At 61.3% G+C, this 19,614-nt stretch carries 1 protein-coding gene; it reads right to left on the reverse strand.

What is annotated here, in order from left to right; translation table 11 throughout:
* Positions 1-101: 101 nt before the first annotated feature.
* Entirely contained in the window at positions 102-19,301 is a 19,200-nt protein-coding gene (locus tag ACA056_RS00660) for a tandem-95 repeat protein (protein WP_497269741.1), read from the reverse strand.
* Between the last annotated feature and the right edge of the window lie 313 nt (positions 19,302-19,614).

Below are 19,614 nucleotides of genomic sequence, written 5' to 3' on the forward strand. Positions count from 1 at the left end.
GCCAACTGGACGCGAGTATGCGGTGCGGCGACGAAATCGTCACCGGGGTGATGGACGCAAACGTGACGGCCGCCCCATAAGGGCGGCCGTTTTTCGTTGGATCAGCTGTTGTTGTGATCGATTTTGATGGTCGGGTCACTGCCGGCAATCAACGAGTTGATGTTGGCGCTGGACCAGTTGTTGCCTTCCAGTTTGATCGTCACATCGGGTTGCGCCGCTGCAGCGTCGGCGCCGTTGAACTTGCCGGCGGAGTTGACTTGCAGGGACGAAACGCCGTCCACGGTGGTGATCTTCAGGAAGTTGTCGATGGTGCTGCCGGTTTCGCCCTGCAGCAGATCGCGCAAGTCGATGCGATCACCCTCGCTGGCCTTGAAGTCCTTGATCACGTCGCTGCCGGTGTCGCCAGCCTTCCAGACGAAGGTGTCGGCACCCGAACCACCCATCAGAATATCGTTACCCTGACCGCCCATCAGCGAGTCGTTACCGCTGCCACCGAGCAGGATGTCGTTGCCCTTGCCGGCGTCGAGGATGTCGTTGCCTCCCTGGCCGAAGAGAATGTCATTGCCGGCACCGCCCAGCAGCGAGTCATTACCGTCATGCGCCCCGGACACATCGAACGCGGTGTAGTGCTCGGTGATGAACTGGTGCACGTTGCTGGTGGTGACTTTGCTGACGTCCACGCCGGTTTGCTGGGCGACGAATGCCTGCATCGCCTGATAGCCCTCACCGGCAACGCCGTTGAAGCTCACCAGGTCGCCGAACAGGATGTCGTTGCCGTCGCCGCCATTGACCGTGTCGGCGCCTGGCATTGTCGCTTCGGTGTGACCGACAATGGCGTTGGCCAAGTCCGTGGGGTTGATGTTGGTCTGCGGTTTATTGTCGGTGTCGTACGGTTTCAGGTCGTTGGGGCTGATCTCGTTGTTCAGGCCAATCGCTTCGACCTGAGACAACTTGGCCAGCAAAGCGAAGCTGTCGCTGGAATTGTTCGCCGAGTTATCGTAGTTAGAGGTGGTGGCTTTGCCGGTACCGCCCAGTTCGGACAGCTCAAAGGTCCCGTCGCCTTGGGCATGGACCTGACCGAGATCGTAGCCATACCAAAAGAAGGTGTACTTGACGGACAGGGTCAGATTGCCGTCCCTGTCGACGCTAATCTTGTGGTCAGAATCGAGCTGGGCGTTATAACTTTCCCCCAGCTTGTAGCTGCCCATCTTGAGCACATCATCAAGTTTCACGTTGTCATACAGCGTCGGATTGCCTTGCTCATCCTTCTGATAATAGGTTGGCTTACCGTCTGTGATGAAGTAGGTCAGATTAGTTGCGCCGGCACCCATGCTTTTGAAAAAGTTGGCCGTGGCCTTGAACACATCCTCGTAGTTAGTACCGCCGCCGGACGTCATTGAATCGAGTACCGCCTTGAGCTGGGTCAGCGCGGTTGGATCGTTCAGGTTGACCGAGACCGACTTGTTGACCCGGTCATCGAAGTCTGCAATGAAAATGTTCACGGTACCTGAGCCGGTTGCACCGATGCTCTGCTTGAGCGTGTTGAACACCGACGTCAGCGAGTCCTTAGCGGCCTTGACCGAGGCGTCGCTCATACTGCCCGAGCTGTCGACCATGAACGCAATGTTGTAGTTGGTACCCGGCACCACAGTCAGCCCGCCGATGTCGGCGACCATGATGTCGTTGCCGCCGGTGCCGACGAAATTGTCATTTGCTGCGGTGGCGGTGATCGAGTTATAGACCGCCGGATTAATCGTGATCGGAATCTGTATCGAACTGCTGGCCGAATCACCCTGGCTTTCGGTCGAGACTGCCGTAACTGTCAGCGTGTTGGTACCGGTGGCGTATGGTGCCGGGGTGTAGCTCAACTTGCTCACATCCCACCCGCTGAGGTTGACGACAGCGTTACCGGTCGTGCCCGTGAAGGTGTGCGTGCCGTCGGTCAGGGTCGCACCTGCCGGGATGCCGCCGATCGTGGTGATGGTCTGGGTTTCAGAACCATCAGTGTCCGGCGACGTTACCTTCAAGCCCAACGCAATGCTGCTGTTCTCGGCCACCTGAGTGGTGGTGGCGGTCACGATCGGTGCATCTGCGACCGCGGTCACACTGATATCCAGGGTGGTGCTGGATCCGGTGCTGGTGGTGTAGGTCACGGTCGGAACCTTGCCGCTCCAATTGCTGACCGGGGTGAAGGTGTAAGTCCCGTTCGCCGCAAGCACCAAGGTGCCCATGTTGGCGATGGTCGCCGTGGCGCCTGCTGCGTACTCGGTGCCACCCACCGTGAATTTGGCCACGCTCAGGACGTTATCCACATCGCGGTCGTTAGTCAGTACGTTGCCGGTGGCGATCTTGTCCTCGAGGGCGGTGTTGCTGTCAGCAGTCAGCACACTCGGGTCATTGACCGGGGTGACGCTGATGTTCAGGGTCGAAGTGACATTGCTACCCAAACCGTCGGTGACGCTGTAGCTGACGGTCGGGACGCTGCCGTTGTAGTTGGCGGCCGGCGTGAAGGTGTAGGCACCGTTGGCCGCAAGTACCAGGGTGCCGACGTTGGTGATAGTCGCCGTGGTGCCTGCCACATAGGTGGTCCCGCCGATGGTGAAGCTGACCACGCTGACCGGGCCGTCGACGCTGCTCGTGCCGGTGAGCACGCTGCCGGTAATGGCGGTGTCTTCCAGGGTGGGAATCGTTTCGTTGGCGTCGGTGAAGCTGTCGTCGACGGGTGTGACGCTGATGTTCAGGGTCGAAGTGACATTGCTACCCAAACCGTCGGTGACGCTGTAGCTGACGGTCGGGACGCTGCCGTTGTAGTTGGCGGCCGGCGTGAAGGTGTAGGCACCGTTGGCCGCAAGTACCAGGGTGCCGACGTTGGTGATAGTCGCCGTGGCGCCTGCCACATAGGTGGTCCCGCCGATGGTGAAGCTGACCACGCTGACCGGGCCGTCGACGCTGCTCGTGCCGGTGAGCACGCTGCCGGTAATGGCGGTGTCTTCCAGGGTGGGAATCGTTTCGTTGGCGTCGGTGAAGCTGTCGTCGACGGGGGTGACGCTGATGTTCAGGGTCGAAGTGACATTGCTACCCAAACCGTCGGTGACGCTGTAGCTGACGGTCGGGACGCTGCCGTTGTAGTTGGCGGCCGGTGTGAAGGTGTAGGCACCGTTGGCCGCAAGCACCAGGGTGCCGACATTGGTGATAGTCGCCGTGGCGCCTGCCACATAGGTGGTCCCGCCGATGGTGAAGCTGACCACACTGACCGGGCCGTCGACGCTGCTCGTGCCGGTGAGCACGCTGCCGGTAATGGCGGTGTCTTCCAGGGTGGGAATCGTTTCGTTGGCGTCGGTGAAGCTGTCGTCGACGGGGGTGACGCTGATGTTCAGGGTCGAAGTGACATTGCTACCCAAACCGTCGGTGACGCTGTAGCTGACGGTCGGGACGCTGCCGTTGTAGTTGGCGGCCGGTGTGAAGGTGTAGGCACCGTTGGCCGCAAGCACCAGGGTGCCGACATTGGTGATAGTCGCCGTGGCGCCTGCCACATAGGTGGTCCCGCCGATGGTGAAGCTGACCACACTGACCGGGCCGTCGACGCTTGAAGTGCCGGACAGCACGTTGCCGGTGGCCGCAGTATCTTCGTTGACCGTAATGGTTTCGCTGGCGTCGGTGAAGTTGTCGTTCACCGGCGTAACACTGATATTCAGAGTCGAAGTGACGTTGCTGCCGTCACCGTCGGTGACGGAGTAGCTGACGCTCGGCACGCTGCCGTTGTAGTTGGCGACCGGGGTGAAGGTGTAGGCACCGTTCGCCCCGATTACCAGGGTCCCGACGTTGGTGATGGTCGCCGTGGCGCCTGCCACATAGGTGGTCGCACCGATGGTGAAGTTGACCACGCTGACTGCGCCATCAACGCTCGAAGTACCCGACAACACGTTGCCGGTGGCCACTGCGTCTTCGTTGGTCGTAACGGTTTCGCTGATGTCGGTGAAGTTGTCATTAACCGGCGTAACACTGATGTTCAGCGTACTGCTCGAGCCGGTGTTGGTGGTGTATGTCACCTGTGGAACGTTGCCATTCCAGTCGGCAGCCGGCTTGAAGGTGTAGTCGCCGTTGCTGGCGATGATCAGCGTTCCGACACCGGTAATGGTCGCGTTCTGGCCCGCCGTGAAGTTGCCGTTGACCCCGGTCACGTTGAAGCTGGTGACGCTCAGGACGTTATCGACATCGTGGTCGTTGGTCAGCACGTTGCCGGTCGCGTTGTGGTCTTCGTCGACAGTGAGCTTGTCCGCCTGCAGCACGCTTGCGTCATCGACGGCACCGACGTGCACCACCAACGGCAGCGAGGTGCTGGCGCTCGGGGCATCGCCGTCTTTGGCGGTGGCCGTGACGGTCAGGGGGATGTCGCCATTGAAGTTCGTCGGCGGTGTCAGCTTGAGCGTGGACAGGTTCCAACCAGTAATGTCCACCGACGTCGAGCCGTCGGCAGCATTGAAGGTGTGGGTGCCGTCGGTGAGTCTGGAACCCGCCGGCAAGCCGTTCAGTGTGAGAGTGAGTGTTTCCGAACCATCGACGTCGTTGGTATGGGCCTGGATGGTCGACAACAGGATCGCGTGGTCTTCAAGGCCCGAGTTGAGCACCTGAGCGACATTGATGTTGTCCAGCAGGCCGCCCAGGCTGTTGCTGTCCCCGGCGCGGAACTCGAGCTTCTGGTTACCATCGGCAGTGACCGGAATGTCGAAGCTGTAGTGCTGCATGCCGGTGGTCGAGGTGTTCAGGGTGCCAATGAGTTGGCCGCCCCAGTACACATTGATAAGCGAATTATCCACACCAGCACGCGGTGCATAGTCGAACGACACGTTATAGGTGCTGCCGGCCTTGGCATCGATAGTGGTGTAGAGGTTGCTCGCATCGCCGGCGTTGCGCTCCAGTTCAATGACCTGGTTATCGGCGCCGGCACCGTAGACGCTGGCCTTGCCGATTTCGACCATGCCACCGCTGTTGTCAGTGTGCCAGACGCCGTTGCCGAGCTTGTTGACATTGACGTCGCCATGGCCGCTGTTCAGAGCGACTTCCTGGAAGTCGGTCGAGACGACCATACCGCCACCGGTCAGTGACAGGCTTGGAGTATCGGTTACTGGCGCGACGACAATGGTGCCGGTTGCCGAAGACGCGGAGGGCATGCCCTGGTTGTCGGTCGAGTTGTAGGTGAAATGGGTGGTGCCACTCCAGTCGCTAGTGGGCTTGAAGTAAACCGTTGCGCCGTTGGCGGTTGCGGAGATCACGCTGCTGGCGGTCAACGCGATGGTCCCGGCGGCGTCAGCGTAAAACACGCCATTGGCCGGCAGGCTGGTCAGGTTGAAGTGGCCGACGCTGCCGTCGACGTCATTGCCGCCGAGCTGTACGGCGATCAATTGATCTTCATTACCAGTGGCCGAGGTGGTACTGACGGTCGGAGCGTCGTTGACCGAGTTGACCGTGATGTTCAGCGTACTGATGGAATTGGTGTTGGTGGTGTAGCTGATCTGTGGCGCGGTGCCATTCCAGTTCGCCGTTGGGGTGAAGCTGTAGTCGCCGTTGGCGGCGATAGTCACAGTGCCGACGCCGGCGATCGTTGCGACTTGACCGGCGGTGAAGGAGCCGGTGACACCTTGTACGGTGAATGTCGCGACACTCAGAGCATTGTCGACATCGCTGTCATTGCCGAGCACGTTGCCGGTGGCAACGTGGTCTTCATCGACAGAGTTGGTATCCGCGGTCAGGACGCTCGGGTCATTGACTGGGGCGACGCTGATGTTCAGGGTCGAAGTGACGTTGCTGCCGGAACCGTCGGTAACGCTGTAGCTGACCGTGGGCACCGTGCCGTTGTAGTTGGTCGCCGGGGTGAAGGTGTAGGCACCGTTCGCTCCGATGACCAGGGTGCCGACGTTGGCGATAGTCGCGGTGCTGCCGGCCGTATAGGTGGTCTCACCGATGGTGAAGTTGAGCACGCTGACCGGACCGTCGACGCTCGAGGTACCCGCCAGCACGCTGCCGGTGACCGGGGCGTCTTCGCTGGTGGTCACGGTTTCGCTGGCGTCGGTGAAACTGTCGTCGACCGGGGTCACGCTGATGTTCAGGGTTGAAGTGACGTCAGAACCGGAGCCGTCGGTGACCGTGTAGCTCACCGTCGGCACCGTGCCGTTGTAGTTGGTTGCCGGGGTGAAGGTGTACGCACCGTTCGACCCGATGACCAAGGTGCCGACGTTGGCAATAGTGGCGGTCTGGCCGGCCGTATAGGTGGTCTCACCGACGGTGAAATTGAGCACGCTGACCGGACCGTCGACGCTCGAAGTGCCGGTCAGCACACTGCCGGTCACCGGGGCGTCTTCGCTGGTGGTCACGGTTTCGCTGATGTCAGTGAAGCTGTCGTCGACCGGGGTGACGTTGATATTCAAGGTCGAAGTGACGTCAGAACCGGAGCCGTCGGTGACGGTGTAGCTCACCGCTGGCACGCTGCCGTTGTAGTTGGCCACCGGGGTGAAGGTGTACGCACCGTTCGAGCCGATGACCAAGGTGCCGACGTTGGCAATAGTGGCGGTTTCACCGGCCTGGTACTGAGTACCGCCGACCGTGAAGTTGACCACGCTGACGTCGCCGTCGACGCTCGAAGTACCGGTCAGCACGTTGTCCGTGACCGCCGTGTCTTCGTTGGTGATCGCCGTTTCGCTGGCATCGATGAAGCTGTCGTTCACCGGGGTGACGCTGAGGTTCAGGGTCGAAGTGACGTCCGTACCGGAGCCGTCGGTGACGGTGTAGTTCACCGTTGGCACGCTGCCGTTGTAGTTGGCCGCCGGGGTGAAGGTGTACGCACCGTTCGACCCGATGACCAGGGTGCCGACGTTGGCAATAGTGGCGGTTTCACCGGCCTGGTACTGGGTACCGCCGACCGTGAAGTTGAGCACACTGACGTCACCGTCGACGCTCGACGTACCGGTCAGCACGTTGTCCGTGACCGCCGTGTCTTCGTTGGTGATCGCCGTTTCGCTGGCATCGGTGAAGGTGTCGTTCACCGGGGTGACGCTGATGTTCAGGGTCGAGGTGACGTCCGTACCGGAACCGTCGGTGACGGTGTAGTTCACCGTTGGCACGCTGCCGTTGTAGTTGGCCGCCGGGGTGAAGGTGTACGCACCGTTCGACCCGATGACCAGGGTGCCGACGTTGGCAATAGTGGCGGTTTCACCGGCCTGGTACTGGGTACCGCCGACCGTGAAGTTGAGCACACTGACGTCACCGTCGACGCTCGACGTACCGGTCAGCACGTTGTCCGTGACCGCCGTGTCTTCGTTGGTGATCGCCGTTTCGCTGGCATCGGTGAAGCTGTCGTTCACCGGGGCGACGCTGATGTTCAGGGTCGAGGTGACGTCCGTACCGGAACCGTCGGTGACGGTGTAGCTGACTGTCGGCACGCTGCCGTTGTAATTGGTCGCCGGGGTGAAGGTGTACGCACCGTTCGACCCGATGACCAAGGTGCCGACGTTGGCAATAGTGGCGGTTTCACCGGCCTGGTACTGGGTACCGCCGACCGTGAAGTTGACCACGCTGACGTCGCCGTCGACGCTCGAAGTGCCGGTCAGCACGTTGTCCGTGACCGCCGTGTCTTCGTTGGTGATCGCCGTTTCGCTGGCATCGATGAAGCTGTCGTCGACCGGGGTGACGCTGAGGTTCAGGGTCGAAGTGACGTCAGAACCGGAGCCGTCGGTGACGGTGTAGTTCACCGTTGGCACGCTGCCGTTGTAGTTGGCCGCCGGGGTGAAGGTGTACGCACCGTTCGAGCCGATGACCAGAGTGCCGACATTGGCGATGGTCGCGGTACTGCCCGCGGCGTAGGTGGTTTCACCGATGGTGAAGTTGACCACGCTGACGTCACCGTCGACGCTCGACGTACCGGTCAGCACGTTGTCAGTGACCGCCGTGTCTTCGTTGGTGATCAGCGTTTCGCTGGCATCGGTGAAGGTGTCGTTCACCGGGGTGACGCTGAGGTTCAGGGTCGAAGTGACGTCAGAACCGGAGCCGTCGGTGACGGTGTAGTTCACCGTTGGCACGCTGCCGTTGTAGTTGGCCGCCGGGGTGAAGGTGTACGCACCGTTCGAGCCGATGACCAGAGTGCCGACATTGGCGATGGTCGCGGTACTGCCCGCGGCGTAGGTGGTTTCACCGATGGTGAAGTTGACCACGCTGACGTCACCGTCGACGCTCGACGTACCGGTCAGCACGTTGTCAGTGACCGCCGTGTCTTCGTTGGTGATCAGCGTTTCGCTGGCATCGGTGAAGGTGTCGTTCACCGGGGTGACGCTGATGTTCAGGGTCGAAGTGACGTCCGTACCGGAACCGTCGGTGACGGTGTAGCTCACCGTGGGCACAGCACCGTTGTAATTGGTCGCCGGGGTGAAGGTGTACGCACCGTTCGACCCGATGACCAAGGTGCCGACGTTGGCAATAGTGGCGGTTTCACCGGCCTGGTACTGGGTACCGCCGACCGTGAAGTTGACCACGCTGACGTCGCCGTCGACGCTCGAAGTGCCGGTAAGAACGCTGCCGGTCACTGGGGCATCTTCCAGACCGGAGACTGTTTCGCTGGCATCGGTGAAGCTGTCATCAACCGGGGTGACGCTGATGTTCAGGGTCGAGGTGACATTGCTGCCCGAACCGTCGGTGACGGTGTAGCTGACCGTGGGCACCGTGCCGTTGTAGTTGGTCGCCGGGGTGAAGGTGTACGCACCGTTCGAGCCGATGACCAAGTTGCCAACGTTGGCAATAGTGGCGGTTTCACCGGCCTGGTACTGGGTACCACCGACCGTGAAGTTGACCACGCTGACGTCGCCGTCGACGCTCGAAGTGCCGGTCAGCACGTTGTCCGTGACCGCCGTGTCTTCGTTGGTGATCGCCGTTTCGCTGGCATCGATGAAGCTGTCGTCGACCGGTGTGACGTTGATGTTCAAGGTCGAAGTGACGTCAGAACCGGAGCCGTCGGTGACGGTGTAGCTCACCGCTGGCACGCTGCCGTTGTAGTTGGCCGCCGGGGTGAAGGTGTACGCACCGTTCGAGCCGATGACCAGAGTGCCGACATTGGCGATGGTCGCGGTACTGCCCGCGGCGTAGGTGGTTTCACCGATGGTGAAGTTGACCACGCTGACGTCACCGTCGACGCTCGACGTACCGGTCAGCACGTTGTCAGTGACCGCCGTGTCTTCGTTGGTGATCAGCGTTTCGCTGGCATCGGTGAAGGTGTCGTTCACCGGGGTGACGCTGATGTTCAGGGTCGAAGTGACGTCCGTACCGGAACCGTCGGTGACGGTGTAGCTCACCGTGGGCACAGCACCGTTGTAATTGGTCGCCGGGGTGAAGGTGTACGCACCGTTCGAGCCGATGACCAAGGTGCCGACGTTGGCAATAGTGGCGGTTTCACCGGCCTGGTACTGGGTACCGCCGACCGTGAAGTTGACCACGCTGACGTCACCGTCGACGCTCGAAGTGCCGGTCAGTACGTTGTCAGTGACCGCCGTGTCTTCGTTGGTGATCAGCGTTTCGCTGGCATCGGTGAAGCTGTCGTTCACCGGGGTGACGCTGAGGTTCAGGGTCGAGGTGACGTCCGTACCGGAGCCGTCAGTGACGGTATAGCTGACCGTGGGCACCGTGCCGTTGTAGTTGGTCGCCGGGGTGAAGGTGTACGCACCGTTCGACCCGATGACCAGAGTCCCGACGTTGGCAATAGTGGCGGTTTCACCGGCCTGGTACTGAGTACCACCGACCGTGAAGTTGACCACGCTGACGTCACCGTCGACGCTCGACGTACCGGTCAGCACGTTGTCAGTGACCGCCGTGTCTTCGTTGGTGATCAGCGTTTCGCTGGCATCGGTGAAGGTGTCGTTCACCGGGGTGACGCTGATGTTCAGGGTCGAGGTGACGTCCGTACCGGAACCGTCGGTGACGGTGTAGGTGACGCTCGGCACGCTGCCGTTGTAATTGGTCGCCGGGGTGAAGGTGTAAGCGCCATTGGCCGCGAGCACCAGGGTGCCGACGTTGGCAATAGTGGCGGTTTCACCGGCCTGGTACTGAGTACCGCCGACCGTGAAGTTGAGCACGCTGACGTCGCCGTCGACGCTCGAAGTACCGGTCAGCACGTTGTCCGTGACCGCCGTGTCTTCGTTGGTGATCGCCGTTTCGCTGGCATCGATGAAGCTGTCGTCGACCGGGGTGACGCTGAGGTTCAGGGTCGAAGTGACGTCAGAACCGGAGCCGTCGGTGACGGTGTAGTTCACCGTTGGCACGCTGCCGTTGTAGTTGGCCGCCGGGGTGAAGGTGTACGCACCGTTCGACCCGATGACCAAGGTGCCGACGTTGGCAATAGTGGCGGTTTCACCGGCCTGGTACTGAGTACCGCCGACCGTGAAGTTGAGCACGCTGACGTCGCCGTCGACGCTCGAAGTACCGGTCAGCACGTTGTCAGTGATCGCCGTGTCTTCGTTGGTGATCGCCGTTTCGCTGGCATCGGTGAAGGTGTCGTTCACCGGGGTGACGCTGATGTTCAGGGTCGAAGTGACGTCCGTACCGGAACCGTCGGTAACGCTGTAGCTGACCGTGGGCACAGCACCGTTGTAATTGGCCACCGGGGTGAAGGTGTAGGCGCCATTGGCGGCAAGCACCAGGGTGCCGACATTGGCAATAGTGGCGGTCTGGCCGGCCTGGTACTGAGTACCACCGACCGTGAAATTGAGCACGCTGACCGGACCATCAACGCTGCTGGTGCCGGCGAGCACACTGCCGGTCAGCGGGGCGTCTTCGCTGGTGGTCACGGTTTCGCTGGCATCGATGAAGCTGTCGTTCACCGGGGTGACGCTGAGGTTCAGGGTCGAAGTGACGTCAGAACCGGAGCCGTCGGTGACGGTGTAGCTGACCGTGGGCACCGTGCCGTTGTAGTTGGCCGCCGGGGTGAAGGTGTACGCACCGTTCGACCCGATGACCAAGGTGCCGACGTTGGCAATAGTGGCGGTTTCACCGGCCTGGTACTGAGTACCACCGACCGTGAAGTTGACCACGCTGACGTCGCCGTCGACGCTCGAAGTGCCGGTCAGCACGTTATCCGTGACCGCCGTGTCTTCGTTGGTGATCGCCGTTTCGCTGGCATCGGTGAAGCTGTCGTCGACCGGGGTGACGCTGAGGTTCAGGGTCGAAGTGACGTCAGAACCGGAGCCGTCGGTGACGGTGTAGTTCACCGTTGGCACGCTGCCGTTGTAGTTGGCCGCCGGGGTGAAGGTGTACGCACCGTTCGACCCGATGACCAAGGTGCCGACGTTGGCAATAGTGGCGGTTTCACCGGCCTGGTACTGAGTACCGCCGACCGTGAAGTTGACCACGCTGACGTCGCCGTCGACGCTCGAAGTACCGGTCAGCACGTTGTCAGTGATCGCCGTGTCTTCGTTGGTGATCGCCGTTTCGCTGGCATCGGTGAAGGTGTCGTTCACCGGGGTGACGCTGATGTTCAGGGTCGAAGTGACGTCCGTACCGGAACCGTCGGTAACGCTGTAGCTGACCGTGGGCACAGCACCGTTGTAATTGGCCACCGGGGTGAAGGTGTAGGCGCCATTGGCGGCAAGCACCAGGGTGCCGACATTGGCAATAGTGGCGGTCTGGCCGGCCTGGTACTGAGTACCACCGACCGTGAAATTGAGCACGCTGACCGGACCATCAACGCTGCTGGTGCCGGCGAGCACACTGCCGGTCAGCGGGGCGTCTTCGCTGGTGGTCACGGTTTCGCTGGCATCGGTGAAGCTGTCATCAACCGGGGTGACGCTGATGTTCAGGGTCGAGGTGACATTGCTGCCCGAACCGTCGGTGACGGTGTAGCTGACCGTGGGCACCGTGCCGTTGTAGTTGGTCGCCGGGGTGAAGGTGTACGCACCGTTCGAGCCGATGACCAAGGTGCCAACGTTGGCAATAGTGGCGGTTTCACCGGCCTGGTACTGGGTACCACCGACCGTGAAGTTGACCACGCTGACGTCGCCGTCGACGCTCGAAGTGCCGGTCAGCACGCTGCCGGTCACTGGGGCATCTTCCAGACCGGAGACTGTTTCGCTGGCATCGGTGAAGGTGTCGTTCACCGGGGTGACGCTGATGTTCAGGGTCGAAGTGACGTCCGTACCGGAACCGTCGGTGACGGTGTAGCTGACCGTGGGCACCGTGCCGTTGTAGTTGGTCGCCGGGGTGAAGGTGTACGCACCGTTCGAGCCGATGACCAAGTTGCCAACGTTGGCAATAGTGGCGGTTTCACCGGCCTGGTACTGGGTACCACCGACCGTGAAGTTGACCACGCTGACGTCGCCGTCGACGCTCGAAGTGCCGGTCAGCACGCTGCCGGTCACTGGGGCATCTTCCAGACCGGAGACTGTTTCGCTGGCATCGGTGAAGGTGTCGTTCACCGGGGTGACGCTGATGTTCAGGGTCGAAGTGACGTCCGTACCGGAACCGTCGGTGACGGTGTAGCTGACCGTGGGCACCGTGCCGTTGTAATTGGTCGCCGGGGTGAAGGTGTACGCGCCATTGGCCGCGAGCACCAGGGTGCCGACGTTGGCAATAGTGGCGGTTTCACCGGCCTGGTACTGGGTACCACCGACCGTGAAGTTGAGCACGCTGACGTCACCGTCGACGCTCGACGTACCGGTAAGAACGCTGCCGGTCACTGGGGCATCTTCCAGACCGGAGACTGTTTCGCTGGCATCGGTGAAGGTGTCGTTCACCGGGGTGACGCTGATGTTCAGGGTCGAAGTGACGTCCGTACCGGAACCGTCGGTGACGGTGTAGCTGACCGTGGGCACCGTGCCGTTGTAATTGGTCGCCGGGGTGAAGGTGTACGCGCCATTGGCCGCGAGCACCAGGGTGCCGACGTTGGCAATAGTGGCGGTTTCACCGGCCTGGTACTGAGTACCGCCGACCGTGAAGTTGAGCACGCTGACGTCGCCGTCGACGCTCGAAGTACCGGTCAGCACGTTGTCCGTGACCGCCGTGTCTTCGTTGGTGATCGCCGTTTCGCTGGCATCGATGAAGCTGTCGTCGACCGGGGTGACGCTGAGGTTCAGGGTCGAAGTGACGTCAGAACCGGAGCCGTCGGTGACGGTGTAGTTCACCGTTGGCACGCTGCCGTTGTAGTTGGCCGCCGGGGTGAAGGTGTACGCACCGTTCGAGCCGATGACCAGGGTGCCGACGTTGGCAATAGTGGCGGTTTCACCGGCCTGGTACTGGGTACCACCGACCGTGAAGTTGACCACGCTGACGTCGCCGTCGACGCTCGAAGTACCGGTCAGCACGTTGTCCGTGACCACCGTGTCTTCGTTGGTGATCGCCGTTTCGCTGGCATCGGTGAAGGTGTCGTTCACCGGGGTGACGCTGATGTTCAGGGTCGAAGTGACGTCCGTACCGAAACCGTCGGTGACGGTATAGCTGACCGTTGGCACCGGACCGTTGTAATTGGTCGCCGGAGTAAAGGTGTAGGCGCCATTGGCGGCAAGCACCAAGGTGCCGACGTTGGCGAGGGTCGCGGTTTCACCGGCCTGGTACTGAGTACCACCGACCGTGAAATTGAGCACGCTGACCGGACCATCAACGCTGCTGGTGCCGGCGAGCACACTGCCGGTCAGCGGGGCGTCTTCGCTGGTGGTCACGGTTTCGCTGGCATCGATGAAGCTGTCGTCGACCGGGGTGACGCTGAGGTTCAGGGTCGAAGTGACGTCAGAACCGGAGCCGTCGGTGACGGTGTAGCTGACCGTGGGCACCGTGCCGTTGTAGTTGGCCGCCGGGGTGAAGGTGTACGCACCGTTCGACCCGATGACCAAGGTGCCGACGTTGGCAATAGTGGCGGTTTCACCGGCCTGGTACTGAGTACCACCGACCGTGAAGTTGACCACGCTGACGTCGCCGTCGACGCTCGAAGTGCCGGTCAGCACGTTATCCGTGACCGCCGTGTCTTCGTTGGTGATCGCCGTTTCGCTGGCATCGGTGAAGCTGTCGTTCACCGGGGCGACGCTGATGTTCAGGGTCGAGGTGACGTCCGTACCGGAACCGTCGGTGACGGTGTAGCTGACTGTCGGCACGCTGCCGTTGTAATTGGTCGCCGGGGTGAAGGTGTACGCACCGTTCGACCCGATGACCAAGGTGCCGACGTTGGCAATAGTGGCGGTTTCACCGGCCTGGTACTGGGTACCGCCGACCGTGAAGTTGACCACGCTGACGTCGCCGTCGACGCTCGAAGTGCCGGTAAGAACGCTGCCGGTCACTGGGGCATCTTCCAGACCGGAGACTGTTTCGCTGGCATCGGTGAAGCTGTCATCAACCGGGGTGACGCTGATGTTCAGGGTCGAGGTGACATTGCTGCCCGAACCGTCGGTGACGGTGTAGCTGACCGTGGGCACCGTGCCGTTGTAGTTGGTCGCCGGGGTGAAGGTGTACGCACCGTTCGAGCCGATGACCAAGTTGCCAACGTTGGCAATAGTGGCGGTTTCACCGGCCTGGTACTGGGTACCACCGACCGTGAAGTTGACCACGCTGACGTCGCCGTCGACGCTCGAAGTGCCGGTCAGCACGTTGTCCGTGACCGCCGTGTCTTCGTTGGTGATCGCCGTTTCGCTGGCATCGATGAAGCTGTCGTCGACCGGGGTGACGCTGAGGTTCAGGGTCGAAGTGACGTCAGAACCGGAGCCGTCGGTGACGGTGTAGTTCACCGTTGGCACGCTGCCGTTGTAGTTGGCCGCCGGGGTGAAGGTGTACGCACCGTTCGAGCCGATGACCAGAGTGCCGACATTGGCGATGGTCGCGGTACTGCCCGCGGCGTAGGTGGTTTCACCGATGGTGAAGTTGACCACGCTGACGTCACCGTCGACGCTCGACGTACCGGTCAGCACGTTGTCAGTGACCGCCGTGTCTTCGTTGGTGATCAGCGTTTCGCTGGCATCGGTGAAGGTGTCGTTCACCGGGGTGACGCTGATGTTCAGGGTCGAAGTGACGTCCGTACCGGAACCGTCGGTGACGGTGTAGCTCACCGTGGGCACAGCACCGTTGTAATTGGTCGCCGGGGTGAAGGTGTACGCACCGTTCGAGCCGATGACCAAGGTGCCGACGTTGGCAATAGTGGCGGTTTCACCGGCCTGGTACTGGGTACCGCCGACCGTGAAGTTGACCACGCTGACGTCACCGTCGACGCTCGAAGTGCCGGTCAGTACGTTGTCAGTGACCGCCGTGTCTTCGTTGGTGATCAGCGTTTCGCTGGCATCGGTGAAGGTGTCGTTCACCGGGGTGACGCTGATGTTCAGGGTCGAGGTGACGTCCGTACCGGAACCGTCGGTGACGGTGTAGCTGACCGTGGGCACCGTGCCGTTGTAATTGGTTGCCGGGGTGAAGGTGTACGCACCGTTCGACCCGATGACCAAGGTGCCGACGTTGGCAATAGTGGCGGTCTGGCCGGCCGTATAGGTGGTCTCACCGACGGTGAAATTGAGCACGCTGACCGGGCCGTCGACGCTGCTGGTGCCGGTGAGGACGCTGCCGGTCACCGGGGCGTCTTCGCTGGTGGTCACGGTTTCGCTGATGTCAGTGAAGCTGTCGTCGACCGGGGTGACGTTGATGTTCAAGGTCGAAGTGACGTCCGTACCGGAACCGTCGGTGACGGTGTAGCTGACCGTGGGCACCGTGCCGTTGTAATTGGTCGCCGGGGTGAAGGTGTAAGCGCCATTGGCCGCGAGCACCAGGGTGCCGACGTTGGCAATAGTGGCGGTTTCACCGGCCTGGTACTGGGTACCGCCGACCGTGAAGTTGACCACGCTGACGTCACTGTCGACGCTCGAAGTGCCGGTCAGCACGTTGTCCGTGATCGCCGTGTCTTCGTTGGTGATCGCCGTTTCGCTGGCATCGGTGAAGCTGTCATCAACCGGGGTGACGCTGATGTTCAGGGTCGAGGTGACGTCCGTACCGGAACCGTCGGTGACGGTGTAGTTCACCGTGGGCACAGCACCGTTGTAATTGGTCGCCGGAGTGAAGGTGTAAGCGCCATTGGCCGCGAGCATCAGGGTGCCGACGTTGGCAATAGTGGCGGTTTCACCGGCCTGGTACTGGGTACCGCCGACCGTGAAGTTGACCACGCTGACGTCACCGTCGACGCTAGAAGTGCCGGTCAGCACGTTGTCCGTGATCGCCGTGTCTTCGTTGGTGATCGCCGTTTCGCTGGCATCGGTGAAGCTGTCATCAACCGGGGTGACGCTGATGTTCAGGGTCGAGGTGACGTCCGTACCGGAACCGTCGGTGACGGTGTAGCTGACTGTCGGCACGCTGCCGTTGTAGTTGGTCGCCGGGGTAAAGGTGTACGCACCGTTCGAGCCGATGACCAGAGTCCCGACGTTGGCAATAGTGGCGGTTTCACCGGCCTGGTACTGGGTACCACCGACCGTGAAGTTGAGCACGCTGACGTCACCGTCGACGCTCGACGTACCGATAAGAACGCTGCCGGTCACTGAGGCATCTTCCAGACCGGAGACTGTTTCGCTGGTATCGGTGAAGGTATCGTTCACCGCGGCGACGCTGATGTTCAGGGTCGAGGTGACGTCAGAGCCAGAGCCGTCAGTGACGGTATAGCTCACCGTTGGCACCGGGCCGTTGTAGTTGGCCACCGGGGTGAAGGTGTAGGCGCCATTGGCGGCAAGCACCAGGGTGCCGACATTGGCAATAGTCGCGGTACTGCCCGCGGCGTAGGTGGTTTCGCCGACCGTGAAGTTGAGCACACTGACCGGACCATCAACGCTCGACGTACCGGTCAGCACGTTGTCCGTGACCGCCGTGTCTTCGTTGGTGATCACCGTTTCGCTGGCATCGATGAAGCTGTCGTCGACCGGGGTGACGCTGAGGTTCAGGGTCGAAGTGACGTCAGAGCCAGAGCCGTCAGTGACGGTATAGCTGACCGTAGGCACAGCACCATTGTAATTGGTCGCCGGGGTGAAGGTGTAAGCGCCATTGGCCGTGAGCACCAGGGTGCCGACGTTGGCAATAGTGGCGGTTTCACCGGCCTGGTACTGAGTACCACCGACCGTGAAGTTGACCACGCTGACGTCGCCGTCGACGCTCGACGTACCGGTAAGAACGCTGCCGGTCACTGGGGCATCTTCCAGACCGGAGACTGTTTCGCTGGCATCGGTGAAGCTGTCATCAACCGGGGCGACGCTGATGTTCAGGGTCGAGGTGACATTGCTGCCCGAACCGTCGGTGACGGTGTAGCTGACCGTGGGCACGCTGCCGTTGTAATTGGTCGCCGGAGTGAAGGTGTAAGCGCCATTGGCCGCGAGCACCAGGGTGCCGACGTTGGCAATAGTGGCGGTTTCACCGGCCTGGTACTGGGTACCGCCGACCGTGAAGTTGACCACGCTGACGTCGCCGTCGACGCTCGAAGTACCGGTCAGCACGTTGTCCGTGACCACCGTGTCTTCGTTGGTGATCGCCGTTTCGCTGGCATCGGTGAAGCTGTCATCAACCGGGGCGACGCTGATGTTCAGGGTCGAAGTGACGTCCGTACCGGAACCGTCGGTGACGGTGTAGCTGACCGTTGGCACCGGGCCGTTGTAGTTGGCCACCGGGGTGAAGGTGTAGGCACCGTTCGACCCGATGACCAAGTTGCCAACGTTGGCAATAGTGGCGGTTTCACCGGCCTGGTACTGAGTACCGCCGACCGTGAAGTTGAGCACGCTGACGTCACCGTCGACGCTCGACGTACCGGTAAGAACGCTGCCGGTCACTGGGGCATCTTCCAGACCGGAGACTGTTTCGCTGGCATCGGTGAAGGTGTCGTTCACCGGGGTGACGCTGATGTTCAGGGTCGAAGTGACGTCAGAACCGGAGCCGTCGGTGACGGTGTAGTTCACCGTTGGCACGCTGCCGTTGTAATTGGTCGCCGGGGTGAAGGTGTACGCACCGTTCGAGCCGATGACCAAGTTGCCAACGTTGGCAATAGTGGCGGTTTCACCGGCCTGGTACTGAGTACCGCCGACCGTGAAGTTGAGCACACTGACCGGACCGTCGACGCTGTTGGTACCGGTAAGAACGCTGCCAGTCACTGGGGCATCTTCCAGACCGGAGATCGTTTCGCTGGCATCGGTGAAGCTGTCATCAACCGGGGTAACGCTGATGTTCAAGGTCGAAGTGACGCCAGAGCCAGAGCCGTCAGTGACGGTATAGCTGACCGTCGGCACCGTGCCGTTGTAGTCGGCCGCCGGGGTGAAGGTGTAAGCGCCATCGGCCGCAATGATCAGAGTGCCGACATTGGCAATGGTGGCAGTCTGGCCGGCTGTGAAGGTGGCATTGACGCCGGCGATGGTAAAGGTGGCCACGCTCAGGACGTTGTCGACGTCGCTGTCGTTACTCAGCACGTTGCCGATCGCAGGGGTGTCTTCTGCAATGGTTTGGGTGTCTGCAGTCAAAACACTCGGATCATCGACCGCCGTCACGGTGAGGTCCAGCGTGCTGGTCGAGCCGGTGTTGGTGGTGTACGTGACTTGCGGTACGGCGCCGTTGTAGTTGGCGTCCGGAGTAAAGGTGTAGTTGCCATTGGTGCCGATGGTCAACGTACCGACGCCGACGATGGTCGCCGTCTGGCCTGCGGTGAAACTGCCGGCCATGCCGGCGACGGTGAAGCTGGCGACGCTGAGGGGCGTTTCGGCATCGCTATCGTTGTTCAGTACATTGCCGGTCGCGACGCTGTCTTCGGCCTGAGTGCCAGTATCAGCGATCAGTACACTCGGAGCGTTGGTGGCCGTAGTGTTCTGGCTACCGGTATCGAGCGTGGTGGTTGTGGCAGTGGAATCAGGACCGTCGGTTGGGAAACCAATGGTCGGGTCGACCCGGCCAGCGGTTGCATCCAGCATCACGAAGCTGTGGCCGCCACCTGCCGCGCCGCCTGTGCCGGCAGCCGTCGGGCCGGCTGCGGTGGCTTCAAGGTCGGTGGTCGGGTCGGCACCGGCAACGATGGCTTGCTGCAGCTCTTCAACCGATGGCGCGGCTTGTGCAGTGGCTTGTGCAAGGTCAGCGCTGGAGTCCGGGTCGCTGCCGCTCCACTGAGTGTCGCGGCCCAGGTCCAGGGTCCGGCCGTCAGCCAGTTCAAGCGTAACGGCGCCCGCCGCGCCGGTGTCAACCTGATCGCCGACAAACAACCGGTCGCCTTCAACGAGTACGCGGCGCACGCCCTCTGGGGACACAGCGAAAACCTGACCGACAATGCTTTTGACGATGGCCACAACACTGCTCATTGAAGACTCTCCGGGTGTCACATTCAGTAGACGTCCATGGACCTGAGAGCGGTTGATCGCACTCAGTCTGGATGTACTTTCAAGATAATAGAGGCACAACTTTGACGCGGTTATTCGTCAATAAATTGGCTATATTCTTTCGCTATAAACTTTATGCCAAACTATTGACCTTCTGCCTGTCATCCTAAACACTCGCCTCCGTAATGTCACATTGATATTTAGGTGCTGACCTGCCACGCAGAGTGTGACGCAGTTCTAAAATGCAACTTTCCGACATACGGTCATTCCGGTTGTCATCATCCGATGCAGCGGC

Source organism: Pseudomonas sp. LBUM1666 (assembly GCF_059695775.1).

What these genes read in the sequence shown, in the direction of transcription:
- ACA056_RS00660 (WP_497269741.1), bottom strand. Translation starts at nt 19,301, where the DNA reads ATGAGCAGTGTTGTGGCCATCGTCAAAAGCATTGTCGGTCAGGTTTTC.